This is a genomic window from Stenotrophomonas sp. 2694 (genome assembly GCF_040548715.1).
Lineage (GTDB): Bacteria > Pseudomonadota > Gammaproteobacteria > Xanthomonadales > Xanthomonadaceae > Stenotrophomonas > Stenotrophomonas indicatrix.
The window spans coordinates 16,714-39,196 of sequence record NZ_JBEPSG010000024.1 but is presented as its reverse complement, the minus strand read 5'-3'; the positions used below and the strand labels follow the sequence as shown (position 1 = coordinate 39,196).

Genomic DNA, 22,483 nt, shown 5'->3' with positions numbered 1-22,483 from the left:
GTAGATCCACGCCATGCGTGGATGAACGTCCGGCACAACGAAAAAAGGCAGGCCACACGGCCTGCCTTTCGTCCCCTTCGTACCCGCCTGACGCTGTGCCTCAGGCCTCGCTCGGCACCAGCCCCATCAGGCTGTTGGCGTGCTCGCGCCACTGCGGCAGCTTGTTCAGCACACCGGCGCGCTGCAGATACTCTTCATCCACCGGGTCACCGTTGACCAGCGCCAGTGCCACGTGCACCGCACCGGTCACCCAGAAGCTGCGTGTATTGGCGCGCTGCGGCTGCAGATGGAACGCCACCGCCTCGATGATCGGCATCGGCAGGCCCCACAGGCCCAGCAGATAGGCGCCGGCTTCGGCATGCCCGGGGCGATCATCATCGGCCGGCTCCGGTTCGCTGCGCTCGTTGCGTACGCCTGGCAGCAGCAGGCCGATGTCGGCCAGCAGGGCGGCGGTGGCACCGAGTTCGGCGCTGGAGTCGGGCAGCAGGCGTGCGGCCAACCGCGAGGCCATCAAGGCACGCTGCTGCAGCGAATTGCGTTCGGCCCCGGACAAGGTGGGCGCGGAGAACACCTCACTGGCCAGCACCAGGTCACGCAGCGTGGCCAGGCCCAGCCGGGTCACGGCGGTGCGCAGGTCGGCGATGGTGCGGCCCTGGCTGAAGAACGCCGAATTGGAAAGCTGCAGCACCTTGGCCGCGATCGCCGGGTCGGCGGCGACCAGCTTGGCGACATCGGCGCTGTCGGCGTCGTCGTCATGTTCCAGTGCCTGGGTCAGGCTCAGGTACAGGTGCGGCGGCGAAGGCAGCTTCTCGATGCGGCCGATGGCATCGCGCAGGCGCGGGCTGTCCAGCACTTCGCGCAGCTCTTCCAGGCTGGTCAATGCTTCCAGCAGTACTTCTGGTGCCAGCGGCAATGGCAGGAAGCGATGGGCGACCCCGATCAGGCGTGCCGGCGGCGGCCGGTTGCCATGCTGTGCATCGACCAGTGCGATGCGGATGGTCTCCGGGCGCAAGGTGCGGATCTGTCCCAGCAACGTGGTCGCGTTGAGATCAGGCAACTGCGGGCAGACGATCACCGCGTCCACGCCCTGGGTGGCGACCGCGGTCATCGCGGCATGGCCATCGGTGGCGGTCAACGGCTGCCAGTCTTCCCCAAGATCGGCAATGAATTCGGTCAGCTCAGCCGGCAGGCTGGCTGTATCCCCAACAAGCAGAATACGCACGACACATTCCCCTGGCTGTCTCGACGGTCGATGTCGATGACGTGTGAAGTGACGCAATTTACCTAATACGGCGGCAAAGGTGATGTGCCGCCGTCATGAAACGTGACCCGCATCGCTCCGACGCCGTGCGCCGGAGCAATGCTGTTCAGTCTCAGGCCTTGCTGTCGAGGTGGCGCTGGTGCGCCTCGATCAGGATCTGCTTGGCCTCGTCCGCGCCGCCCCAACCGTCCAGCTTGACCCACTTGCCCTTCTCCAGGTCCTTGTAGTGCTCGAAGAAGTGGCCGATGCGCTCCAGCCAGTGGCTGGACACCTGCTCGATGTCTTCCACGTGCGCGTAGCCGCCGAACACCTTGGTGACCGGCACGGCCAGGATCTTCTCGTCGCTGCCTGCCTCATCGCTCATCTTCAGCACGCCGACCGGGCGGCAACGCACCACCGAACCCGGGACCAGCGGCAGCGGCAGCACCACCAGCACGTCGGCCGGATCGCCGTCGCCGCACAGGGTGCTCGGCACGTAGCCGTAGTTGCAGGGGTAGCGCATCGGGGTGGAGAGGATGCGGTCGACGAAGATCGCGCCGGTTTCCTTGTCCACTTCGTACTTCACCGGCTCGGAATCCTTCGGGATCTCGATGATGACGTTGATTTCTTCCGGCGGGTTCTTGCCGGGCGAGACGAGTTCCAGACCCATGGTGTGCTCCAGGTGGGGGATGTAGACGGATAGCCCTCCATTTTATGCCTTTGCCGGTCGCTGTGCAGGGTGGGGCGCCGACGGGCCGTCGCGGTAGCCGACGACCGGCCAGGCCGGGGTTTCCCGATGGGGCCGGCCGGGCGGCCGGGGCAGGCTGGAACCCTGAACCGAGGAGACCTGCCATGAACTGGAATCGTTGGCGCTGCGGCGTCCTGCTGTTGCTTGCTCCGTTGGCCGCGCTCGCGCGCGGGACGCATGTCGACCTGATCCACTACCCGACCCGGGAGGCCGGGTGGGACAGGGCCTACGCGCTTGAGGGAGCGCTTGCGCAGGCGTTCGACCGTGTGTGCGCCGATACCTTCTGCGAAGGCGATTACAGCAACTACCGGGTGATGGAGTTCCGTTGTGCGGTGCTGGCCCATCGGGGCACGGTGCAGCGGTGTGTGTGGGTGCTGGCGGCCAGCGAACTGGTGGTGCAGGGTGACACCGGCCAGGTGCAGGTCGACAACGGTCGCTGGACCTGCCCGGTGGAGATGCGGCCCGGGGTGCCGGTTGAAGCCTTCTTTGCCGCGCTGGAGGCGCCGGATGGGCTGATGGCACCGCTGCCCGGGCTCGATCATGGGCTGTTCGACGGGCTTGCCGACTGCCTGCGGGCGCAGGGGAGGGACGCCTGATGCGCACTTTCCCGGCACGATGGCTGCTCTGCGGTCTGATGGTGGTTGGCGCTGCGCAGGCCGCGCCGGCGTTCGTGGACGCCCGTGACTATCCCGATCCAGCGACCGGCCGGGAGCGGTTCCTGGCCGCCGAACGGATGCTGGTGCGCGGGTTCGATGATGTCTGCGGCGACACGTTCTGCGAGGGGCAGTACTACAACCTGTGGGCCATGCGCCTGCGCTGTTCGGTGGAGCGAGCGACAGGTGTGGTCGGCAGTTGTATCTGGACCTTCGCCGGCAGCGATACCTGGGTGCGGAAGGAAGGACGGATCGATGTCGACCTTGGCAGCTATGCATGCGTGCTGCCGCTGGCATCTGGAACCCGGTTGGAGCAGCTCCTGCAGGTCTGGCAGGTGGGTTCCGGGGATGAGGCGATCCACGCGCCCTTGCCCGGTACGAGCAGGAGCGTCTATGACGGGCTGACAGACTGTCTTTGACGTCGATGATTGCGAATGCAAACGTGATTTATTCGCATTAACGGAGTAGCATGCGCGCCGCCCTGTCCGTCCCTTGGCTCCGCGCATGTCCTCCAATGCCCTCACCCTGACCGAACTGCTGATCCGCGAACGACCGGTACTGCTGCGACGCGTGCAGCGCATCCTCGGCGGCGACAGCGGGGCCGAAGACGTGATCCAGGCGGTCTGGTTCAAGGCGCGTGGGGTAGACAGCAGCCAGGGCATCGACAATCCGCGCGCCTATCTCTATCGATTGGCCATCAACCTCGCCACCGACCACGGCCGCGAATCGACGCGCCGCAACCGCCTGCTGGCCGAGCACTACCTGTGGCAGGAGGACGAGCAGATCTCCACCGAGGAACAGGTGATGGCGCAGGATGAACTGCAGCGTGTGCTTGATGCCGCCGGCCACCTGCCCGAGCCGACGCGCACCATCTTTCATCTCAATCGCCTGCAGGGCCTGACCCAGGCCGACATCGCCCGGCGCCTCGGTGTGTCGGTGACCACGGTGGAGAACCACGTACGCACCGCGCTGCAGCGGCTTGCCTGGGCGCGCAGTGGCCGATGAACGATCCGGCTTGGGGGCGCACACCCGTCATGCGTCTTGATTCGCAGGCCCCCCATGCGCTCTAGTCCTTCCGCCCACCTCTGACCGTGTCCCCTGCCAGCCGATGAGCCCGCCCCCGACACCCCGCAGCACCGCCGATGATGCCGTGGCCGAACAGGCCAGGGACTGGATCGTGTGCCTGGCGTCCGGCGATATCAGCGACGCGCGCATGGACGCGTTCGAGCAGTGGCTGGCCGAGCCCGCGAATCGGCGTTCGTTCGAGCATGAGCGCATGCTGTGGCGCAGTGTGGGCCCGCGCCCGGCCGCCACCGAACGCAGGCAGGCAGCGCGCCGTCCGCGGCGGCTGCGCTGGGCCATGGCCACGGCCGCTGCGCTGGCGGTGCTGGTGGCCTGGCCCGATGCCTGGCTGCGCCTGCAGGCGGATCATCGCAGCGACCACCGGGTGCAGGATGTGCATCTGCCCGATGGCAGCCGCGCTGTGCTCGATGCCGACAGCGCGATCGCCGTGCACTTCGATGACCAGCGCCGTCGCGTTGAACTGCTGCGTGGCCGCGCCTGGTTCGACGTGGCGCCCGATGCGCAGAGGCGATTCAGCGTTGCTGCTGGCAACGGTGTAGTGGAAGACATCTCCACAGCTTTCACGGTCGCCCACGTTGCGGCCGGGGTGGAGACCGAAGTCGGGCAGGGCCGGGTACGCGTGGCCAGTCCTGTCGATGGCGGCTGGACCTATCTGCAGGTGGGGCAACGTGCCAGCTATGGCGAGCACCGAGGCGTGCAGCGCCTGGCTGACGTTGCTGCGGACGGCGTCGGCGCCTGGGGCCAGGGCGAACTGCTGCTGGAGCAGGCCAGTGTGGCCGACGCCGTGCACGCGGTCGGCCGCTATCGCGCAGGGCCGACCTTCGTGCGCGGCGATCTTTCCATGATTCCAGCCGTGAGCGCGGCGCTGCGCGTCGATCATCCGGAGCAGGCACTGGATGCACTGGCGGCCACCGCCGGCCTGCAGGTCGCCCGCCTGCCGCTGGGCGTGGCGATCGTGTACCGGTAGTACCACGCCAGGCGCGGATGTAGCGGATGCAACGCATCGGTCTTGGGGAAAGCGCGCCGCCACTCGTCTCATCCACGAACGTACCCGCCGCCGCCACGTACGTCGTTGGGTCCGCGCATGCGCGGATGATGCCGCGCCCGCGGCCACGCTTCTCTGACAGGTTCCCCCATGTACGAATTCCGCCGCCCGGGCCGCGCACCGCGCCCGTCCCGTCTGTGCATCGCGTTGCTGGCCGCCGGCCTGGCAACCGCCGCCCCCGCCGTGATGGCGCAGTCCAGCAGCGCTGCTCCGGCAGCGGCCCAGCACTTTGATATTCCCGACCAACCGCTGGACGATGCACTGCGCGCCTACATGCGCCAGTCCGGTGTGCAGGTGGTCTATCCGAGCACGCTGGCCAAGGGCGTGATCTCGCAACCGGTCAGTGGCACGCTGTCAGCCGACGAGGCCCTCGCCCGCCTGCTGCGCGGCAGCGGCCTGAGCGTGCGCCGGGTAAGCGCCGATGCGGTCACGCTGGAGGTCGCTGCGGCGGGACAGACGGGCGGCGTGATCGTCACCGATACCCTCAGCGTGGCCGGAGACCGCGTGCAGGGCGGTGCGGTCAGCGATGAAGCGCGCCTGCTCGACAGCTACCGCAGCGTGGGGTCGACCACCACCATCGGCCGCGTCGCGCTGGAGCGTTTCCGCGGCACGTCCAACGGCGACATCGTCAAGGGCGTGGCCGGTGTCACTGCGGGCGATCCGCGCGTGGGCAACGGCTTCGACGTCAACATCCGCGGCATCCAGGGCCAGAGCCGGGTGCCGGTCATCATCGACGGTGGCCAGTCCAGCATGGACACCTACCGTGGCTATGCCGGCCAGTCGCAGCGCACCTATCTCGACCCGGACCTGATCTCGCGCCTGACCATCACCAAGGGCCCGAGCCTGCAGGCCAATGCCTCCGGCGGCATCGGTGGCGTGGTCGAAATGGAAACGCTGAATGTCGATGACGTGCTGCGCGAGGGGCGTGATGTCGGCGTGCGCGTGCGCGGGGGGCTGGCCAACGGCAGCGCCAACAACCTGCCCGGCTACGAAGCCGCGCCGCGCAGCGATCGTAGTGCCACCGGCAGCCAGTTCTTCAACGTGGCCGCTGCCGGTCACTGGGACCGCTTCGACCTGGTGGCCGCCTATGCATACCGCGACAACGGCAACTACTTCTCCGGCAAGCACGGCTATGACGACTTTCCGCAGACCCGTCGCACGCTGGCGCCGCTGAATCCGCCACGCACCGAAGTGTTCAACACTTCCTCGCGCTCGAAGTCGACCCTGCTCAAGGGCACCTGGCGCATCGACGACGCGCAGACGCTGGAAGCGGGCTATCGTCGTTACGAAGGTACTGCGGGCGAGATCATGGCGTCGCAGATCATCCGCGTCGACCGCGACCGCGTGCCGCAGTGGGACCCGGGCCATGTGGACATGGACAGCTACAGCCTGCGCTACCGGTTCAACCCGGACAGCGAGCTGATCGACCTGCGCGTCAACGCGTGGTACACCGATGCCGACAGCGTGATGTACAACAGTCTGACCGGCATCACCCCCTGGTACTTCGATCGCCGCACCGAGTGGTACGACGCACCCAGCTTCAGTGGCAATCCCGGCTACAAGGATGCCTACCGCAACCCGTTGCGGCAGAAGCGCTTCGGCCTGGACGCCAGCAACACCTCGGTGTTCGACGGCAGTGCCGGCCGCTTCACCCTCGATTACGGCCTGTCCTACAGCGACGAGGACATCGCCCCGGGCAGGTCTGGGCCGATCATGCACGACGACCTGGTCAACAACCGCTTCCTGCGCAATGCCGAGCGCAAGGAATACAGTGCGGTTGCATCGCTGAAGTGGGCACCGGACGAGCACTGGGAGATGCTGCTGGGTGGGCGCTGGAACCGCGTGGACGTGCATGACCGCAACCGCCTGGCCACGCCGGACGGATACGAAGTGCAGGGTCAATACCGCTACACCGAACTGCTCAACGGCAATCCCAAGCTGCCGTCGTGGCGGGCCAAGCGCATCGCCCTGTTGAACTGGTATCCGGACGCCAACGGCAACTTCACCCAGGAGTCGCTGCTGGCCTCCCCGTACAAGAAGGGCACCGTCGGTGACATCGGTGGCTGGAACTTCCATGACGCTGACGCCGCGGAGGACCTGAAGGTACCGGTGAGCTGGACCTGGTCGCAGCCGATCCGCCGTCGTGACAGCGCGTTCTCGCCGACCGCCAGTGTGGCCTTCCGTTTCAGCGAAGACAGCATGGTCTACCTGAAGTACGCAGAAGGCACCAAGCTGCCGAGTCTGTTCGAAACCACGCTCGGCCTGTTCACCGCGGCCAAGCCGGTGGATGAACTCAAGCCCGAGCGTGCGCACAGCTGGGAACTGGGCGCGAGCACGATCCAGCACGACCTGTTCACTGCCGGTGACCGCCTGGCGCTGAAGCTGGCCTACTTCGATACCCGCATCGATGACCTGATCACCCGCGACTACCGCACCTTGTCGGCCGGACTGATCCGCAACGTCGACCGCTTCAAGGTGTCGGGCATGGAGTTCCAGTCCAGCTATGACAGCGGCAAGGTGTTTGCCGATCTGTCGGCGCACTACTACTTCAAGGCCAAGACCTGCGCACCGGACATCGCGGCGGAACGCCGCGCCTACGGTGTCCAGCGCAGGATCGAGGAACTGGTCGGCACGCCGGACTGCGTTGATGGTGGTTTCGAAGGCTCCTACAGCAACACCCAGAACCCGCCGCGCTACATGGTCAACCTGACCCTGGGCTCGCGCCTGTTCGACGAGCGGCTGACCTTCGGCACCCGCGTGGTCCACAACGCTGGCCCGATCAGCAAGCTGGACAAGGAATGGAACGTCGGCCTGTCGGCGATCCAGCAGCTGTACCGGCCGACCACGCTGGTGGATCTGTTTGCGAGCTGGAGCTTCAACGACCAGCTGTCGGTGGAAGCGAACGTGGACAACGTGACCGACCGCTACTACCTGGATCCGCTGGCGCTGGGCGTGATGCCCGCACCTGGCCGGACTGCGCGACTGGCCTTTACCTGGCGGTATTGATCAACCCTCCACGCTTGCACCGGTGGAGGGGGCGGATCCCTTTCCCGGGGAAAGGGATCTGGCCCCATCGGGTCCGGTCATCCACGCATGGCGTGGATCTACTGGGGGCGCCGGGCCATGCCCGGCGCTGCCGCCAGGCGCTTACAGCCCGGTCGCGGCCTTCACCGCCGCTTCGTGCAGCGCTTCATTCAGTTCGTCCACCACGGTGGTCCATGCCGCATCGGCCTGCAGCGATTCGGCCAGGAACTGGCGTTGGGCTTCGTTCCAGTACGGGGCATCGGCCACTTCCACGCCGGCGGCCAGCTGATGGTCGGCGATGAACCGGGCAATGCCCTCGGCACTGGCATCCAGGCCCAGCTGCAGGAACAGGTTGGTCATGCGCGGTTCGGTGGTGATCATCGGTGGTGCCCTGGCAATGGAAAGGAACCTGCATTATCGACGCAAGCAGGGTTGGGGGAACCCTCGCCAGGATCGTCTACAGGGGGACGCTTTCCCTGGCACTCCCGATGACCGTTCAGACATCCCTCGAAGACAGCCGCAGCGTGCGGCTGAAGGCCGCCACCCGTGACAGCCATGGCGCCCTCGACAAGCGCATCATGGCCGGCGACATCTTCGCCGACCGCCGCAATTTCGCTCGCTTCCTGCGCGTGCAGTACCGCTTCCACCGCAGCATCGACGCGTTGTACGCCAGCCCTGCGCTGGACGCATTGCTGCCGGACCTGGCGGAGCGTCGCCGCCTGCAGCAGGTGCGCTGCGACCTGCAGGACCTGGAGCAGGCGCTGCCGGGCGAGGACATCGCGGCCCTCCGCGACGACCTGCCGCTGCCGACCGCGTTGGGCTGGTTGTATGTTGCCGAAGGTTCCAACCTGGGCGGCACCGTGCTCTACAAGATGGCCGCTGCACTCGGCCTGGATCGGAGCTTTGGTGCTCGTCACCTGGCGGCACACCCCGATGGGGCCGCGCGGCATTGGCGCGAATTCACTGCTGCTCTCGATGCAGTGGTGCTGTCGCCGGTACAGGAACAGGAAGTGATCGATGCCGCCGATGCCGCGTTCCGCAGCGTGCACGGCCATGTCGAAGTGGAGTTCTCCTGATGTACCTGCACCGCCCGCCGGCGCGCGATTGATGCGCTGGCTCTGGTTCGCGCTCGGCTGGTTGATGGTCGCGCTGGGGGTGATCGGCGCACTGCTGCCGGTCATGCCGACCACCATTTTCCTGATCCTGGCGGTGGCCTGCTTCGCACGCAGTTCGCCCAGGTTCGAACAGCGGCTGCTTTCCCATCCGCGCTACGGTCCGTCGCTGCGCCTGTGGCGTGAGCAGGGCGCGGTATCGCGCAAAGGCAAGGCGTTTGCCAGCGCCGGCATGGCGGTGGGATTCGCGATGTTCTGCTGGGGCGCACACCCGTCCTGGCGTCTGCTGCTGGGCGTGGGACTGTTCTTTGCGGTCAGTGCCGGTTATGTCCTGAGTCGACCGGCGCCCCGTTTCGATCCAGCGCCGCTGGTGGGCGTGGACGACGCCACCGATCCGCGCGCTGCCCGCCGTCGCACTGCTTCTACCGATTCCAATGGAACCTCCGACGATGCTGCCTGCTGATCTGGCTCCCATGGCCGCCCCCGCACTGACCCCCTGGGGCATGTACCTGGCCGCCGATGTGGTGGTGAAGGGCGTGATGATCGCCTTGGCCGTGGCCTCGCTGGCCACCTGGACCGTGCTGCTGGCCAAGGGCTGGGAACTGGCCCGGCAGGCACGCGCGCTGCGCCTGGCGCGAAGCGTGCTGCTGTCGGCACCCAGCCTGCCGGTCGCAGGCGGCGAGCCCGCATTGCAGCAGAACATCGCCGCAGCCATGCTGGATGCCGCGCGCACCGAACTGCATCTGTCGCAGGAACTTGATCACCGCGAGGGGATCAAGGAGCGGGTGGCATCACGACTGGAGCGCCTGGAACTGGAGACCGCACGCAACCAGCGTCGTGGCATCGGCGTGCTTGCCAGCATTGGCGCGGTGGCGCCGTTCGTAGGCCTGTTCGGCACCGTGTGGGGCATCATGAACAGCTTCATCGGCATCGCCCACAGCAATACCACCAACCTTGCCGTGGTGGCGCCAGGTATTGCCGAGGCGCTGCTGGCTACAGCGCTCGGTCTGGTCGCGGCGATCCCGGCGGTACTGGTCTACAACCACTTCACTCGGGTGCTGGCAGGCCTGCGCGGCCTGCTGGGCGATCTTTCCGCGGCTGTGCAGCAGCTGGTGTCGCGTGATCTGGATCGGGCTGCACGCCGGGCGCCGACAGGCACGCTGCGTGCAGTGAACTGAGGCACGCCATGGCGATCAGGACCGCATCCACACGCGATGACACCCCGGAAGAAGCTCACGAGATCAATGTCACGCCCTTCATCGACGTGATGCTGGTGCTGCTGATCATCTTCATGGTGGCCGCGCCGCTGGCCACGGTGTCGGTGCCGGTGCAGCTTCCTGCCAGTAGTGCGCAGGCGGCGCCGGCAGAAAATGCGCCGGTGTATGTGACCGTGCAGGCCGATCTGTCGCTGCGGGTGGGCGAGGCGCCGGTGGCACGCGATGGCCTCGCCTCTGCGCTGCGCTCGGCAACGCACGGCGATACGTCGCAGCGCCTCTATCTGCGTGCCGATCAGCGCGTCTCCTATGGAGACCTGATGGCGACGCTGGATGCGTTGCGCAGTGCCGGTTACCTGAAGGTCGCCCTGGTCGGGTTGGAGCAGGGCGCACGATGAGCGGGCTGCAGCGCTGGGCAACCAGCCTGGCGATCGTGCTGCTGGCCCATGCGGTGCTGATCGCTACGGCGTGGTGGTGGGCATCGCGTACGCCGCCGGTCGTGGCAGCGGCACCTCCTGCCGCCTTGATGCTGGAACTGGCTCCCGCCGCACAGGCCCCACCGGTACCGCCGCGCGCGCTGCCGGCCGGACCGCTGCAGCAGGAGCAGCAGCGGCGCGTGACCGTGCCCAGGCAACAAGAACAGATCAAGGCGCCGGTGCTGCCCCAAGGCGAACTGGCGGCCCCGGCCGAGCCACCTGCGGAACCGGCAGAGGAAGCGGCGGACAGCAACATCGATCGCACGCTGGCGCCGCCGGACGTTCCTGCCCAGGCCGCAGCGAGCTACGCCGCACCGCGTACCACGGCCGGCGAACGCAGCAGTGCCAACGCCACCTGGCAGGGGATGCTGCTGGGACACCTGCAACAGCATCGGCGCTATCCACGCCAGTCCGAACGGTTGCGCCAGCAGGGCGTGGCCTATGTGCGCTTTGCCGTTGCCCGCGACGGCCGCGTATCGGCGCCGCGCATCGAGCGCAGCAGCGGCTTCGCACTGCTCGACCAGGAGACGCTGGACACGGTGCAGCGCGCCAGCCCGGTGCCGGCGCCGCCGGCCGATGTGGCCGGCGACCCGGTGGAGGTGATGGTACCCGTCGCGTTCTTCCTGCGCGGGCGGTGATCGTCGGCGGGGTCGGATCCCTTCCCGCAGGAAAGGGCTCTGACCCCATCGGAGGCGACCCCATCGGAGCCGCCATCGGATCTACAGCAACGGCACCAGCAGCAGCGCCACGATGTTGATGATCTTGATCAGCGGGTTGATCGCCGGGCCGGCGGTGTCCTTGTACGGGTCACCGACCGTGTCGCCGGTCACCGCTGCCTTGTGCGCTTCGCTGCCCTTGCCGCCGAAGTGGCCATCCTCGATGTACTTCTTGGCGTTGTCCCAGGCACCGCCGCCGGTGGTCATCGAAATGGCCACGAACAGCCCGGTGACGATCGTGCCGATCAGCAGCCCGCCCAGCGCGCGTGGTCCCAGCAGCAGGCCGACCACCACCGGCACGGCCACCGGCAGCAGCGACGGTACGATCATTTCGCGGATCGCCGAGCGGGTCAGCATGTCCACCGCCTTGTCGTACTGCGGCTTGGCGGTGCCCTGCATGATGCCGGGAATCTCGCGGAACTGCCGCCGCACTTCCTCCACGACCGCGCCGGCCGCGCGACCGACGGCTTCCATCGCCATCGCACCGAACAGGTACGGAATCAGGCCACCGATCAGCAGGCCGATGATCACCGTGTGGTCGCTGAGGTCGAAGCGGAACTCCTGGCCGGGATTGGCCGCCTGCAGGTTGTGGGTGTAGTCGGCGAACAAGACCAGCGCGGCCAGTGCTGCCGAACCGATGGCATAGCCCTTGGTGACCGCCTTGGTGGTGTTGCCCACCGCATCCAGCGGATCGGTGATGTCGCGGATCTCCGAAGGCAGCTCTGCCATCTCGGCGATGCCACCAGCGTTGTCGGTGATCGGCCCGTAGGCATCGAGTGCGACGATCATGCCCGCCATCGACAGCATGGCGGTGGCGGCGATGGCGATGCCGTACAAACCGGCCAGCGCGTGCGCGCCCCAGATCGCCGCGCAGACGGCGATCACCGGCAGGGCGGTGGACTTCATCGAGATGCCGAGGCCGGCGATGATGTTGGTGCCATGGCCGGTGGTCGAGGCCTGCGCCACATGCTGCACCGGCTTGTACTGGGTACCGGTGTAGTACTCGGTGATCCACACGATCAGGCCGGTCAATACCAGCCCTATCAGCGCACAGCCATACAGCGCCATCGGCCCGTACACGTTGTCCGCCATCAGTCCTGTGGTGATCGGATAGAACGCGATCGCTGCCAGCACACCAGAGACAATCACGCCCTTGTACAGCGCGCCCATGATCGAGCCACCGGGCTTCACCTTCACAAACAGCGCGCCGATGATCGAAGCGATGATCGAAACACCGCCCAGCACCAGCGGATACAGCACCGCATTGGCGCCGGCCTCGGCCAGCATCAGGCTGCCCAGCAGCATGGTGGCGATCACGGTGACCGCATAGGTTTCAAACAGGTCGGCGGCCATGCCGGCGCAGTCGCCCACGTTGTCGCCGACGTTGTCGGCGATCACCGCCGGGTTGCGCGGGTCGTCTTCGGGAATGCCTGCTTCGACCTTGCCGACCAGATCGGCGCCGACATCGGCCCCCTTGGTGAAGATGCCGCCGCCCAGGCGCGCGAAGATCGAGATCAGCGATGAGCCGAAGGCCAGGCCGACCAGTGCATGCAGTGCCTGTTCCATCGGCAGGCCCAGCCGCAGCAGCAGTGCGTAGTAGCCGGCCACGCCGAGCAGGCCCAGGCCGACCACCAGCATGCCGGTGATCGCACCGCCGCGGAAGGCCACGTCCATTGCCGCGCTGATGCCGTGGCGCGCTGCCTCTGCGGTGCGTACGTTGGCGCGCACCGACACGTTCATGCCGATGTAGCCCGCCGCACCGGACAGCACCGCACCGACCGCGAAGCCGATCGCGGTGTACCAGCTCAGGAAGATGCCGACCAGCACGAACAGCACCACGCCGGCGATGCCGATGGTCAGGTACTGGCGGTTGAGGTAGGCGCGCGCGCCTTCCTGGATGGCCGTGGCGATGGCGACCATGCGTTCATTGCCGGTGGGTTGGCGCAGGATCCAGCGCGCCGAGACGATTCCGTACAGGATCGCGAGAATGGCGCAGCCCAGCGCCAATGACAGCCCGTGACGTTCCAGCATTAGACCCCTCCGCAGAATGGATGGACAAGCATCCAGTGGCGATGAACGGCACCACGAGGGGGACGACGGGCTGCAGCCTGGAACCAACCCGTACCGACCTTGGTGGTCGTCCGACGTATGGCGGTGTTCAGCATTCCCTGGTGTCCGCAGTATGCGTGCACCCGCGCCCGGATGGTAGCGCCGGGCCGCGCCCGGCGAGCGCAGCGGTTGCTGCACCGACGCGATAGCCGTCGTCCCCATCGCCACCTTTGCACCCCGTTAAGCCAACCTCTGCAAGCCTGCGCGCAGTCCCGTCGGAGAATCCCCATGCGCCTGTCCCTGTTGATGCTTGCCGTTCTGGCCCCGGCCCTGCCTGCCTTCGCGGCGGAAGCACCGGAACTGCAGCGCGCGGTGGGTGCACCACAAGCGGTCGGCGCGGTGCACACGCTGCGGCAGATTCCCGAAGCCTGTGCCCGCCTGGAAGGCGCGTTCACTGGCCAGGCGGCGGAGCCCTATCGTTTCTCGGCGGTGCGCACCAGCGAGCAGTGCCAGCCGCGTGCCCGCTTTGTCGACTACAGCAAGGCGCAGCCGAGCGCTGACAAGGGCTGGAAACTCAATGATGTGATCCGTGTTCCGAATGCCGCCTGCCCGGCGCAGCAGGCGGTGGTGCGCGTGTGGCGTCTGCCGGTGAACAACGCCCAGGCGCTGGATGGGCAGGGACAGTCGCGCATCTATCTGGAGGAAGCCAAGAAGCAGGCCGCTGCCGGCAAGATCCCGCAGGTGACGATGTTCGCCGCGCAGCTGCAGATGGAAGGCAAAGCCTGCAATTGAGGCCGAGCATCCACGCATGGCGTGGATCTACTGGGAGGGAGGCCTGGGCAAGGCCTGCAATTGAGGCCAGGCATCCACGCATGGCGTGGATCTACTGGGAGGGAGGCCTGGGCAAAGCCTGCAATTGATGCCAGGCATCCACGCATGGCGTGGATCTACTGGGAGGGAGGCCTGGGCAAGGCCTGCAATTGAGGCCAGGCATCCACGCATGGCGTGGATCTACTGGGTGTGAGACCTGGGTAGTGCCGGCCGCTGGCCGGCAACCCCGCGATCAATCCGCAAGCCTCGCTCCACGCGCCATCAGCAGATCGCGCAGTGCCGACCGGTGGCAATGCGCCTCGTCCTCGCAATAGCAGCCCACCGCGATATCGCTGTGCTGCGACAGCGCTGCGAGCAGGTCCAGCGCATGCGCTGCATCGGGCGCCTTCATTTCGGCGTTGTAGTGACGGAAGAACGCCGTCCAGTCGGCGGCGCTCTTCGCCTCATGCGCCTGCTTCACCAGCTCCGCGCTGGGGGACAGCGTCGGGAACCACACGTCGTACCAGTCCTGCCGGGCAAATTCGCTGCGCGGCACACCACGCGGCGGGCGCCGCACGGTGCCGATGCGCAGGCCTTCACCGGCCGCACGCGGAGAGCCAAGTCGAACAACACGCAACGCCATGGCATTCCTCGCAAAAAGGGGACGGAGGGGGTCAGCCTTCGAACGCAGGCAGCTTCTGCTTCACCGCCACGTTCTTCAGCGTCACGTACTTGGGCAGGCCATCGCTACCGTAAGGCAACGGTGCTTCGCCCTTGATCAACGGCTGCAGGTAGGCGCGCGCCTTGGCCGTGATGCCGAATCCATCGCGACGGATGAAGCTGGCCGGCATCTTCTTCTCGTGGTTGGCGATCTTCGACAGCGGTGCGGCTTCGATCTTCCAGCGATACGGCGCATCGCTGCTGCGCACGATCACCGGCATCACCCCGTTCTGGCCCTTCAGCGCCAGCTGCACCGCGGCCTTGCCGACCGCCTGGGCCTGTTCCCAGTCGGTTTTGCTGGCCAGGTGGCGGGCTGAGCGCTGCAGGTAGTCGGGCAGGGCCCAGTGCACCTTCAGCCCCAACTGGTCCTTGACCCGCCCGGCCAGATGCGCGGCCACGCCGCCCAGCTGCGAATGGCCGAAGGAGTCCTTGCCGCCGCCGGCGTCGGCGACGAAGCGGCCATCGGCGGTGGCGATGCCTTCCGACGCCACCACCACGCAGTAGCCCACGCGCGCGACCACGGCCTTGACCTTGGCCAGGAACGCGGCCTCGTCATAGGCGCGCTCGGGCAGCAGGATGATGTGCGGGGCGTCGTCCTCGCCGGTGCCGGCCAGGCCGGCGGCCGCGGCCAGCCAGCCGGCGTGGCGGCCCATCGCCTCGTAGATGAAGACGCGGGTGGAGGTCTCGGCCATCGCGGCCACGTCCAACGCCGCTTCGCGCACGGACACGGCCGTGTACTTGGCCGCCGAGCCGAAGCCGGGGCAGGTGTCGGTCACCGCCAGATCGTTGTCGATGGTCTTGGGCACGCCGATGCAGGTCAGGTCGTAGCCGGAGCTTTTTGCCAGCTGCGACACCTTCAGTGCGGTGTCGGCCGAGTCGTTGCCGCCGTTGTAGAGGAACCAGCGCACGTCATGGGCGCGCAGGACCTCCAGCAGGCGGTCGTAACGGGCACGGTCGGCCTCCAGCGATTTCAGCTTGACCCGGCACGAGCCGAACGCGCCGCCGGGGGTGTGGGCCAGGGCGCGGATGGCCGCAGCACTCTCCTTGCTGGTGTCGATCAGCTCCTCGCGCAGGGCGCCTAGGATGCCGTTGCGCGCAGCCAGGACCTTGATTCCCTTGGCGCGGGCCTGTTCGATCACCGCCGCGGCAGTGGCGTTGATGACGGCGGTGACGCCGCCGGACTGGGCGTAAAGGAGGGTGCCATTGCGCATGCTTCTACCTGTTCGGGGGAGGGGACATTGCAGGGACATTACCCGGATGCGCTAAAGTGGCGCTATTGCGGTGCAGCGATACCGGACCGTCCGGGGCGCGAACCTTCTTTATTTTCAACACGTTGGAGTCAGGTCAATGCGATTGGTTCTGTTGGGACCGCCCGGTTCGGGCAAGGGGACACAGGCGACGCGCCTGAAGGAAAAGCTCGAGATCGCCCACATTTCCACCGGCGACATGCTGCGCGCTGAAATTGCCGCCGGCTCGGAGCTGGGCAAGCAGGCCAAGTCGGTGATGGATGCCGGCAACCTGGTGTCCGATGAGATCCTGCTGGGCATGCTGAAGTCGCGCCTGGCCCAGGCCGATGTCGCCAAGGGCTTCATCCTTGACGGCTATCCGCGCAATGTGGCCCAGGCCAACGCGCTGGACGGCATGCTGGCCGAGATCGGCCAGCCGCTGGATGCCGTGGTGCAGCTGGACGTGGCCACCGAACTGCTGGTCGAGCGCATCGCCGGCCGTGCGCAGGAGCAGGGCCGCGCTGACGACAATCCGGAATCGGTGCGCAAGCGCCTGCAGGTCTACACCGAGCAGACTGCTCCGGTGGTGGACTTCTACGCCGGCCGGGGCACCCTGGCCCGCGTCGATGGCGTCGGCGAACTGGACGAGATCGAAGCCCGCATCCTGGCGGCGATCAAGCGCTGACCCTCGTGGCCGGTTGATGCCGGCCACCGCAGGCGCAAAAAAACAGGCCTGATCCGCGAGGATCAGGCCTGTTTCGTTTCATAGGTGCCAGCAAAGGGCTTGCTCAGGGCCCCCACAGCATGAGCTCCCTTGGGGATGGCCTCTTGGGGAGTAGGACCGGTTCGGGTACTGCGGCTGGCATCCTGAATTGTGTCCGGGTTCACAGAACATCGCTATCAGGAATTCCCTGACATGTGGCTGGAGTTTTCTCACAGCAGCTGTAGGGGTTCTCTTACCCCGGTGCTGACAATGGCCCTATACAGCCGTGATCGGTCACAATCCCCGGTCATGAGCAGCGTACATATCCTTGCAATCGCCGGCACCTTCATGGGTGGCGTGGCCGCCCTGGCGCGGGAACTGGGCCATACGGTCAGTGGCAGCGACCAGGCCATCTATCCGCCGATGTCGACCCAGCTCGAGCAGCTGGGCATCACCCTGGACCAGGGCTACCGCGCCGACAGCGTGCCGGAGGGCACCGGGCAGGTGGTGATCGGCAACGCGCTGTCGCGCGGCAATCCTGCCGTCGAAGCCGTCCTGGACGCCGGCCAGCGCTACATTTCCGGCGCCCAGTGGCTGTCCGAGCAGGTCCTGCCGGGCCGTGACACCCTGGCCGTGGCCGGTACCCATGGCAAGACCACCACCACCACCATCCTGACCTGGCTGCTGGAGAATGCTGGTCGCTCCCCCGGCTTCCTGATCGGCGGCGTAGCCGAGGACTTCGGCGTGTCCGCCCGCTTGGGCCAGGGCCGCGAGTTCGTTGTCGAAGCCGACGAGTACGACACCGCGTTCTTCGACAAGCGCAGCAAGTTCGTGCACTACCGGCCGCTGGTGGCGATCCTCAACAACCTTGAATACGACCACGCCGACATCTTCCCCGACGTGGCGGCGATCCAGCGCCAGTTCCACCACCTGGTGCGTACCGTGCCGGCGCGCGGCCGCCTGATCGTCAATGGCGAAGACGCGCACCTGGCCGAAGTGCTGGCGATGGGCTGCTGGACCCCGGTCGAACGCTTCGGCTTCGACCCCACGCTGGAATGGCATGCCGAGCTGTTGGCCGCCGATGGCAGCGCGTTCCGCGTCCATCATCGCGGGCAGGCGCTGGGTGATGTGCACTGGTCGCTGCTGGGCCGGCACAATGTGCTCAATGGCCTGGCTGCACTGGCCGCTGCGCACGCAGTCGGTGTCGCGCCGGCCGAGGTGATCCCGGCGTTGGCGCGCTTCCGCAGCGTCAAGCGGCGCATGGAAGTGATCGGCAACCACGATGGCATCACCGTCTACGACGACTTCGCCCATCACCCGACCGCTATTGCGACCACGCTCGAAGGCCTGCGTGCCAAGGTCGGTGATGCCCGCATCGTGGTGGCGATGGAGCCGCGCAGCAATTCGATGCGGTTGGGCGCTCACGCACAAGCACTGGCACCGTCCTTGGCACTCGCCGATGAGGTGGTGTTCCTGCACCGCCCGGAGCTGGCCTGGGATGCGGCAGCGGTGATCGCGGCGGTGCGCGGACAGGCGCATGCCGTGGCCGACACCGATGCGCTGTTGGCGCAGCTGCAGGCCGACGTGCGCAGCGGCGACCATGTGGTGTTCATGTCCAACGGCGGCTTCGACGGCGCGCCGCGCCGCTTCCTTGCAGGGCTGCAGGCACGATGAGCAGTGAGGGTTCGCTGCCGCTGTTCCCGCTGCATACGACGCTGCTGCCGGGCGCGGCCATCGGCCTGCGTGTCTTCGAGCCACGCTACCTGGATCTGGTGCGCGAAACCGGCCGCAGCGGCGAAGGTTTCGGTGTCTGCCTGATCCTGGAAGGAAACGAAGTGGGAGCGCCGGCAACGCCGGCCGCCTTCGGCGTGCAGGTGAAGATCGAGGATTTCGATGTCGGCGCCGATGGCGTGCTGCAGCTGCGATTGCGCGGCACCCGTCGTTTCCACGTCGAGCGCACGCGCGTGCGCGACAACGGGCTGGTGGTTGCCGATGTGCGCTGGTGCGATGAGGATCCCGATGACGAACTGCGTCCGCAGCATGCGCTGCTGGCGACGGTACTGGACCACATCATCGAGCAGGCGGGCACGGCGTTCGCACCGGCCTCGCCGGCCTTGATGGACCAGGCCAGCTGGGTCAGCTGGCGATTGGCCGAGCTGCTGCCGCTGAGCGAACAGCAGCGCCTGCAACTGCTGCAGCTGGACGACCCGCACCAGCGCCTGCAGCAGCTGCTGGGCTGGATGCCGTAAAAGCCCGGCCGCGGTGCTCGCCGGGCATGGCCCGGCGTCGTCGGTAGATGCCAACCTTGGTTGGCAGCCTTTCCCGAAAGCGCCAACCAAGGTTGGCAACTACCAGAGCGGGACGGTAGCGCCGGGCCATGCCCGGCGGCTTCGTTACGGCGTGGCGGTCTTCAACCGCAGTACCGGCAGCCCGGTCTCCGGCTGCACATCCTCGCGCTGCGGCAACGACTGCACCGCTTCCTTGACCGCATTCAACGCCGGGTCGATGCCCCGCACCGGGTGCCACATGCCGATCCACTGGAAGTGGCGCTCGTAGCGCAGGGTCTGTGCGCTGCCCAGCCACAACGGGGTGTCGCCCGGCTGCAGCTGCGCCGGCGCCTGCCACAAGCGCAGTACGTAACGCTCGTCGGCCTGCGCGCCCTGGCGCACCATCAGCAGCGCTTCAACGCGCGTATCCAGTGTCGCCGGCAGTACCGGCAGTTCATTGGCGCCGGTGTTCTTGTCCAGCATCAGCAGCGCTTCCTGCCAGCCGGCCTGGGCCTGCACCTGCCAGCCGCGCGCTTCCAGCTGCGCCTGCAGCGGCGCCAACGCACCGGCCACCTGCACGTCCAGTGGCCAGCGCTGGTCATCGTCGAATTCGTTGCGACGCGCCGGCAGCTTCGCCCAGTCGTGCTGCCACCAGGCCTGCGCGTCCATCGCCAGCGGCGCGGGCAGGGTCGGCTCGAAGCGTTCCAGCTTGATGGCGATGTTGCGCGGCGCGTACCACATCGCCGCCACCACGAAGACGCCGTAGAACAGCCATGCCACCGGCTTTACCCAGAACGAGCGGTTGAAGCGGCGGCGGTAGGCGATGCCCAGCACCAGCAGCCAGAAGGTGCCGAACAGCATGCCGCCGATGACATCGCTCAGCCAGTGCGCACCCAGGTACAGGCGCGCAAAGCCGATCAGGCTGACCACGATGCCCGACACCAGGTAGGGCCAGACGCGGGTGCGGCCGGGCATTTCGCGGGCGATCAGCACCGCGAAGAAGCCGAAGGTGATGGTGGCCATGGTCACCGACACCGACGGGAAGCCGAAGCCGCTGCTGGCATCGATCGGGCGCACCACATCGACGGTGGCGCCGAGCAGTTTGGTCAGGGCCAGGCCGAAGGCCAATGCGGCCAGCCAATGGGCGGCCGCCATCCAGCGCCGGCGCCAGACCAGATAGCCCAGCGCGGCAGCGGTTGCCGGCAGCAGCACCTGCCATGCGCCAAGCGAGGCCAACGCGGCCATCGGGTAGTCGGCCAGCGGATTGCGCAGGGCCAGCATCGCCTGGTGCACCAGCAGGTCCACCGCCAACGGCTCGCCATGGGCGACCACTACCGTCAACAGCGCGAACCAGCCCCAGCCCAGCAACAGCAGCATCAGTGCCAGCATCGCCAGCGGCACCGATTCGCGGCGCTTCGGGTCGAGCACGCCCACCGTGTAGCGGCCCAGCGTCGGGTGCCGGTTGGACCAGTCGAGCAGCCGCGCCAGCCAGCTGTCCATGCGCGCGGCCGACCAGCGATAGCCGTACAGCACGATGGCCCAGACCAGGCTGAGGATCACTGCCAACAAGCCCACCACCACCACCAGCCGGCCGGCAACAGCAGCGACGGCATCATAGGCTTCGCCAAGAATCCAGCCCGGTGCCAGGAACAGCACAGCCCAGGAAATACTGGCGATGCCACTGGCCTGCACGTAACGGCTGGCGGGCATTTTCAACATGCCGGCAATGGCGGGCACGAACGGCCGGATGGCACCGACATAGCGGGCGATCAGGATGCTCTTGAACGCATTGCGGCGGAACAGGTTCTCGCCCCGGTCAAGCAGCTGCGGGTAGCGGCTGAACGGCCAGACGCCACGCAGGCGGTCGCCCCAGCGCCGGCCTATCCAGTAGCTGATGCCATCACCGGCGAACGCACCCAGCGCCGCGGCGGCAACCGCATACGGCCCGGAGATCTGGCCCAGGCCGATGAACACGCCAACGGCGAACAGCAACGGCAGCGCCGGCACGATGGCGCCAAGAATGATGACCGCATCGCAGAAGGCGATCAGAAAGATGACCGCACCCGCCAACACGGGATGAGCGGCAATCCACGCGAGGGTGGCGTCGATCCATGAAGAGTCCATTGCCCGATTATAGGGGCGTGAAGGTGACTGGTTCCCAGCCGCTTGGTGACCGTTTGCAACCGGCGCCATCGCCTAGAATGTCGCCATGCCTGTATCCAATGACGCGCCAACGCATGCACTGAAGGCCGACAGTTTCGGCCGGATCCTCCTCGTGCAGGGGCCTGAAGGCCCCTTCGTGCGCCGCGATCTGGGGGCCACGCCGCTGTGGTTGCGGTTGCCTGCGTGGTGGTTGGCGCGACGCGAAGCGCGTGCATTGCGCCACATCCATGGCATGGCCGACGTGCCGCAACTGCTGGACTGGGATGGCCGCCACCTCGACCGCAGCTTCATGGCCGGCGACGCGATGTACCAGCGCCCGCCGCGTGGTGAAGTTGCCTGGTTCCGCGCCGCACGCCGCCTGCTGCAGCAGCTGCATCGGCGCGGTGTGGCCCACAACGACCTGGCCAAGGAAGCCAACTGGCTGGTGACCGAGGACGGTCGACCGGCCCTGATCGACTTCCAGCTGGCAGTGATCGGTGACCCGCGCTCGCGCTGGATGCGCCTGTTGGCGCGCGAGGACCTGCGCCACCTGCTCAAGCACAAGCGCATGTACTGCCGGGAGTCGCTGACGCCGGTGGAGAAGCGCGTGCTCAAGCGCACGTCGTGGGTGCGCGATCTCTGGTTCGCTACCGGCAAGCCGGTCTACCGCTTCGTCACCCGCCGCATCCTGCATTGGGAAGACAACGAAGGGCAGGGCCCCAAGCCGTGAGCGCCCAGCTGAGCGAAGGCAGCGTGCTGCGTTCGCAACTGCCGGGTGCCGATTTCGTCCATGCCTGCCAAGAGGCGGCGCCGCGCAACGGCCGTTCGGCGCTGCGGGCCTACCGCGATATGGCAGCGACGGTGCCCGGCTGGTTCGATGGACTGATGGCGCTGCGCAACAGGGTCATGCGGCTGCTGGGCATGAAGGATCTGGGCTCGCTGCGCGGAGTGCAGCAGACCGCCGACCCGCAGCCCGGGCAACGCCTCGGCATCTTCACCCTGCAGGCGCTGGACGAGGATGCCATCGTGCTGGAAGACAACGACCGCCATCTGCGCGTGCAGCTGGCGCTGCAATGGCACGGCGATATGTTGGAAGTGGCGACGGTGGTGCACACCCACAACGCGTTCGGCCGCCTGTACATGCTGCCGGTGGCACCGGTGCATCGATGGATCGCGCCGCACCTGCTGAGCAAGCAGGTGCGCGGATATCAGTAGATCCGCGCCATGCGTGGATGCGCGTTGCCGCATGGCGCGG

23 protein-coding genes are annotated in these 22,483 nt (G+C 67.2%); 16 read left to right on the top strand and 7 right to left on the bottom strand.

All coding sequences use genetic code 11. The features are described from left to right. Nucleotides 1–100: 100 nt before the first annotated feature. Nucleotides 101–1,222 carry an HDOD domain-containing protein gene (locus ABIA73_RS19045; protein WP_025874160.1) on the bottom strand — a complete coding sequence of 374 codons (1,122 nt, stop codon included), beginning with the start codon at nt 1,220–1,222 and terminating at the stop codon, nt 101–103. A gap of 151 nt (nt 1,223–1,373) precedes the next feature. Further along, nucleotides 1,374–1,910 (bottom strand): inorganic diphosphatase, encoded by a 537-nt coding sequence (gene ppa, locus ABIA73_RS19040; protein WP_354276162.1) that lies wholly within the window; start codon nt 1,908–1,910, stop codon nt 1,374–1,376. A 182-nt stretch (nt 1,911–2,092) separates the two neighbouring features. On the opposite strand from ppa, the gene ABIA73_RS19035 reads away from it, so the two are divergent. The 5 genes from ABIA73_RS19035 (at nt 2,093) to ABIA73_RS19015 (ending at nt 7,775) form a co-directional block, all read left to right on the top strand. Further along, complete coding sequence (locus ABIA73_RS19035; RefSeq protein WP_025874162.1) at nt 2,093–2,584, top strand: hypothetical protein; 492 nt, start codon at nt 2,093–2,095, stop codon at nt 2,582–2,584. Next, complete coding sequence (locus ABIA73_RS19030; protein WP_354276161.1) at nt 2,584–3,060, top strand: hypothetical protein; 477 nt, start codon at nt 2,584–2,586, stop codon at nt 3,058–3,060. The genes ABIA73_RS19035 and ABIA73_RS19030 overlap by 1 nt, the downstream gene beginning before the upstream one ends. A gap of 85 nt (nt 3,061–3,145) precedes the next feature. Further along, on the top strand, nt 3,146–3,646 hold the full coding sequence (locus ABIA73_RS19025; protein ID WP_354276160.1) for an RNA polymerase sigma factor: 501 nt from the start codon (nt 3,146–3,148) through the stop codon (nt 3,644–3,646). Nucleotides 3,647–3,749: 103 nt separating this feature from the next. Then, nucleotides 3,750–4,691 (top strand): FecR family protein, encoded by a 942-nt coding sequence (locus ABIA73_RS19020; RefSeq protein ID WP_354276159.1) that lies wholly within the window; start codon nt 3,750–3,752, stop codon nt 4,689–4,691. Nucleotides 4,692–4,859: 168 nt separating this feature from the next. Further along, on the top strand, nt 4,860–7,775 hold the full coding sequence (locus ABIA73_RS19015; protein ID WP_354276158.1) for a TonB-dependent receptor: 2,916 nt from the start codon (nt 4,860–4,862) through the stop codon (nt 7,773–7,775). Nucleotides 7,776–7,916: 141 nt separating this feature from the next. Here the strand turns inward: ABIA73_RS19015 and ABIA73_RS19010 are convergent, their stop codons facing one another. Continuing rightward, nucleotides 7,917–8,174 carry a DUF2789 domain-containing protein gene (locus tag ABIA73_RS19010; RefSeq protein WP_032976752.1) on the bottom strand — a complete coding sequence of 86 codons (258 nt, stop codon included), beginning with the start codon at nt 8,172–8,174 and terminating at the stop codon, nt 7,917–7,919. A 107-nt stretch (nt 8,175–8,281) separates the two neighbouring features. Between ABIA73_RS19010 and ABIA73_RS19005 the strand changes: the two genes are divergently transcribed. The 5 genes from ABIA73_RS19005 to ABIA73_RS18985 are packed head-to-tail and all read left to right on the top strand — an operon-like array spanning nt 8,282 to nt 11,233. Further along, nucleotides 8,282–8,869, top strand: coding sequence for a biliverdin-producing heme oxygenase (locus ABIA73_RS19005; protein ID WP_263929489.1), 588 nt, complete (start codon nt 8,282–8,284; stop codon nt 8,867–8,869). A 31-nt stretch (nt 8,870–8,900) separates the two neighbouring features. After that, nucleotides 8,901–9,368 carry a YbaN family protein gene (locus ABIA73_RS19000; protein WP_025874169.1) on the top strand — a complete coding sequence of 156 codons (468 nt, stop codon included), beginning with the start codon at nt 8,901–8,903 and terminating at the stop codon, nt 9,366–9,368. Further along, nucleotides 9,355–10,083, top strand: a complete 729-nt coding sequence (gene exbB / locus ABIA73_RS18995) for a tonB-system energizer ExbB (protein ID WP_032976748.1) — start codon at nt 9,355–9,357, stop codon at nt 10,081–10,083. The genes ABIA73_RS19000 and exbB overlap by 14 nt, the downstream gene beginning before the upstream one ends. Nucleotides 10,084–10,091: 8 nt before the next feature. Beyond that, entirely contained in the window at nt 10,092–10,517 is a 426-nt protein-coding gene (gene exbD / locus ABIA73_RS18990; RefSeq protein WP_032976747.1) for a TonB system transport protein ExbD, read from the top strand. Beyond that, the gene (locus ABIA73_RS18985) at nt 10,514–11,233 is read left to right on the top strand and encodes an energy transducer TonB (RefSeq protein ID WP_354276157.1); all 720 of its coding nucleotides are present in this window, start codon (nt 10,514–10,516) and stop codon (nt 11,231–11,233) included. Before exbD ends, ABIA73_RS18985 begins: the two co-directional genes overlap by 4 nt. Before the next feature lie 81 nt (nt 11,234–11,314). Here the strand turns inward: ABIA73_RS18985 and ABIA73_RS18980 are convergent, their stop codons facing one another. Next, entirely contained in the window at nt 11,315–13,342 is a 2,028-nt protein-coding gene (locus ABIA73_RS18980) for a sodium-translocating pyrophosphatase (protein ID WP_025874173.1), read from the bottom strand. Between the two features lie 306 nt (nt 13,343–13,648). On the opposite strand from ABIA73_RS18980, the gene ABIA73_RS18975 reads away from it, so the two are divergent. After that, nucleotides 13,649–14,152: a hypothetical protein gene (locus ABIA73_RS18975; RefSeq protein ID WP_025874174.1), complete on the top strand. Its 504-nt coding sequence runs from the start codon at nt 13,649–13,651 to the stop codon at nt 14,150–14,152. Nucleotides 14,153–14,423: 271 nt separating this feature from the next. Here ABIA73_RS18975 and ABIA73_RS18970 read toward each other — a convergent pair whose 3' ends face one another. Together ABIA73_RS18970 and ABIA73_RS18965 are read right to left on the bottom strand one after the other, a co-directional pair. Then, nucleotides 14,424–14,813 carry a DUF488 domain-containing protein gene (locus ABIA73_RS18970; RefSeq protein ID WP_218787946.1) on the bottom strand — a complete coding sequence of 130 codons (390 nt, stop codon included), beginning with the start codon at nt 14,811–14,813 and terminating at the stop codon, nt 14,424–14,426. Nucleotides 14,814–14,844: 31 nt separating this feature from the next. Beyond that, nucleotides 14,845–16,101: a 6-phosphofructokinase gene (locus tag ABIA73_RS18965; RefSeq protein WP_025874176.1), complete on the bottom strand. Its 1,257-nt coding sequence runs from the start codon at nt 16,099–16,101 to the stop codon at nt 14,845–14,847. 136 nt (nt 16,102–16,237) lie between these two features. Here ABIA73_RS18965 and ABIA73_RS18960 point away from each other — a divergent pair, with 136 nt between their 5' ends. From ABIA73_RS18960 to ABIA73_RS18950, 3 genes are all read left to right on the top strand, one after another. Next, the gene (locus ABIA73_RS18960) at nt 16,238–16,801 is read left to right on the top strand and encodes an adenylate kinase (RefSeq protein ID WP_025874177.1); all 564 of its coding nucleotides are present in this window, start codon (nt 16,238–16,240) and stop codon (nt 16,799–16,801) included. A 327-nt stretch (nt 16,802–17,128) separates the two neighbouring features. After that, a complete protein-coding gene (gene mpl, locus ABIA73_RS18955; protein ID WP_105164600.1) occupies nt 17,129–18,493 on the top strand; it encodes a UDP-N-acetylmuramate:L-alanyl-gamma-D-glutamyl-meso-diaminopimelate ligase in 1,365 nt (454 codons plus the stop codon). Further along, nucleotides 18,490–19,068: an LON peptidase substrate-binding domain-containing protein gene (locus ABIA73_RS18950; RefSeq protein WP_032976742.1), complete on the top strand. Its 579-nt coding sequence runs from the start codon at nt 18,490–18,492 to the stop codon at nt 19,066–19,068. Before mpl ends, ABIA73_RS18950 begins: the two co-directional genes overlap by 4 nt. A gap of 144 nt (nt 19,069–19,212) precedes the next feature. Here ABIA73_RS18950 and ABIA73_RS18945 read toward each other — a convergent pair whose 3' ends face one another. Continuing rightward, complete coding sequence (locus ABIA73_RS18945; RefSeq protein WP_105164599.1) at nt 19,213–21,210, bottom strand: bifunctional DedA family/phosphatase PAP2 family protein; 1,998 nt, start codon at nt 21,208–21,210, stop codon at nt 19,213–19,215. An 85-nt stretch (nt 21,211–21,295) separates the two neighbouring features. Here ABIA73_RS18945 and ABIA73_RS18940 point away from each other — a divergent pair, with 85 nt between their 5' ends. After that, the gene (locus ABIA73_RS18940) at nt 21,296–21,958 is read left to right on the top strand and encodes a serine/threonine-protein kinase (RefSeq protein ID WP_105164598.1); all 663 of its coding nucleotides are present in this window, start codon (nt 21,296–21,298) and stop codon (nt 21,956–21,958) included. Then, on the top strand, nt 21,955–22,443 hold the full coding sequence (locus tag ABIA73_RS18935) for a DUF2867 domain-containing protein (RefSeq protein ID WP_025874182.1): 489 nt from the start codon (nt 21,955–21,957) through the stop codon (nt 22,441–22,443). The genes ABIA73_RS18940 and ABIA73_RS18935 overlap by 4 nt, the downstream gene beginning before the upstream one ends. Nucleotides 22,444–22,483: the final 40 nt, after the last annotated feature.

Bases quoted from the DNA above. Each gene is read 5' to 3' on its own strand.
- ppa (WP_354276162.1), bottom strand. From the start codon at position 1,910: ATGGGTCTGGAACTCGTCTCGCCCGGCAAGAACCCGCCGGAAGAAATC.
- ABIA73_RS19035 (WP_025874162.1), top strand. From the start codon at position 2,093: ATGAACTGGAATCGTTGGCGCTGCGGCGTCCTGCTGTTGCTTGCTCCG.
- ABIA73_RS19030 (WP_354276161.1), top strand. From the start codon at position 2,584: ATGCGCACTTTCCCGGCACGATGGCTGCTCTGCGGTCTGATGGTGGTT.
- ABIA73_RS19025 (WP_354276160.1), top strand. From the start codon at position 3,146: ATGTCCTCCAATGCCCTCACCCTGACCGAACTGCTGATCCGCGAACGA.
- ABIA73_RS19020 (WP_354276159.1), top strand. From the start codon at position 3,750: ATGAGCCCGCCCCCGACACCCCGCAGCACCGCCGATGATGCCGTGGCC.
- ABIA73_RS19015 (WP_354276158.1), top strand. From the start codon at position 4,860: ATGTACGAATTCCGCCGCCCGGGCCGCGCACCGCGCCCGTCCCGTCTG.
- ABIA73_RS19010 (WP_032976752.1), bottom strand. From the start codon at position 8,174: ATGATCACCACCGAACCGCGCATGACCAACCTGTTCCTGCAGCTGGGC.
- ABIA73_RS19005 (WP_263929489.1), top strand. From the start codon at position 8,282: ATGACCGTTCAGACATCCCTCGAAGACAGCCGCAGCGTGCGGCTGAAG.
- ABIA73_RS19000 (WP_025874169.1), top strand. From the start codon at position 8,901: ATGCGCTGGCTCTGGTTCGCGCTCGGCTGGTTGATGGTCGCGCTGGGG.
- exbB (WP_032976748.1), top strand. From the start codon at position 9,355: ATGCTGCCTGCTGATCTGGCTCCCATGGCCGCCCCCGCACTGACCCCC.
- exbD (WP_032976747.1), top strand. From the start codon at position 10,092: ATGGCGATCAGGACCGCATCCACACGCGATGACACCCCGGAAGAAGCT.
- ABIA73_RS18985 (WP_354276157.1), top strand. From the start codon at position 10,514: ATGAGCGGGCTGCAGCGCTGGGCAACCAGCCTGGCGATCGTGCTGCTG.
- ABIA73_RS18980 (WP_025874173.1), bottom strand. From the start codon at position 13,342: ATGCTGGAACGTCACGGGCTGTCATTGGCGCTGGGCTGCGCCATTCTC.
- ABIA73_RS18975 (WP_025874174.1), top strand. From the start codon at position 13,649: ATGCGCCTGTCCCTGTTGATGCTTGCCGTTCTGGCCCCGGCCCTGCCT.
- ABIA73_RS18970 (WP_218787946.1), bottom strand. From the start codon at position 14,813: ATGGCGTTGCGTGTTGTTCGACTTGGCTCTCCGCGTGCGGCCGGTGAA.
- ABIA73_RS18965 (WP_025874176.1), bottom strand. From the start codon at position 16,101: ATGCGCAATGGCACCCTCCTTTACGCCCAGTCCGGCGGCGTCACCGCC.
- ABIA73_RS18960 (WP_025874177.1), top strand. From the start codon at position 16,238: ATGCGATTGGTTCTGTTGGGACCGCCCGGTTCGGGCAAGGGGACACAG.
- mpl (WP_105164600.1), top strand. From the start codon at position 17,129: ATGAGCAGCGTACATATCCTTGCAATCGCCGGCACCTTCATGGGTGGC.
- ABIA73_RS18950 (WP_032976742.1), top strand. From the start codon at position 18,490: ATGAGCAGTGAGGGTTCGCTGCCGCTGTTCCCGCTGCATACGACGCTG.
- ABIA73_RS18945 (WP_105164599.1), bottom strand. From the start codon at position 21,210: ATGGACTCTTCATGGATCGACGCCACCCTCGCGTGGATTGCCGCTCAT.
- ABIA73_RS18940 (WP_105164598.1), top strand. From the start codon at position 21,296: ATGCCTGTATCCAATGACGCGCCAACGCATGCACTGAAGGCCGACAGT.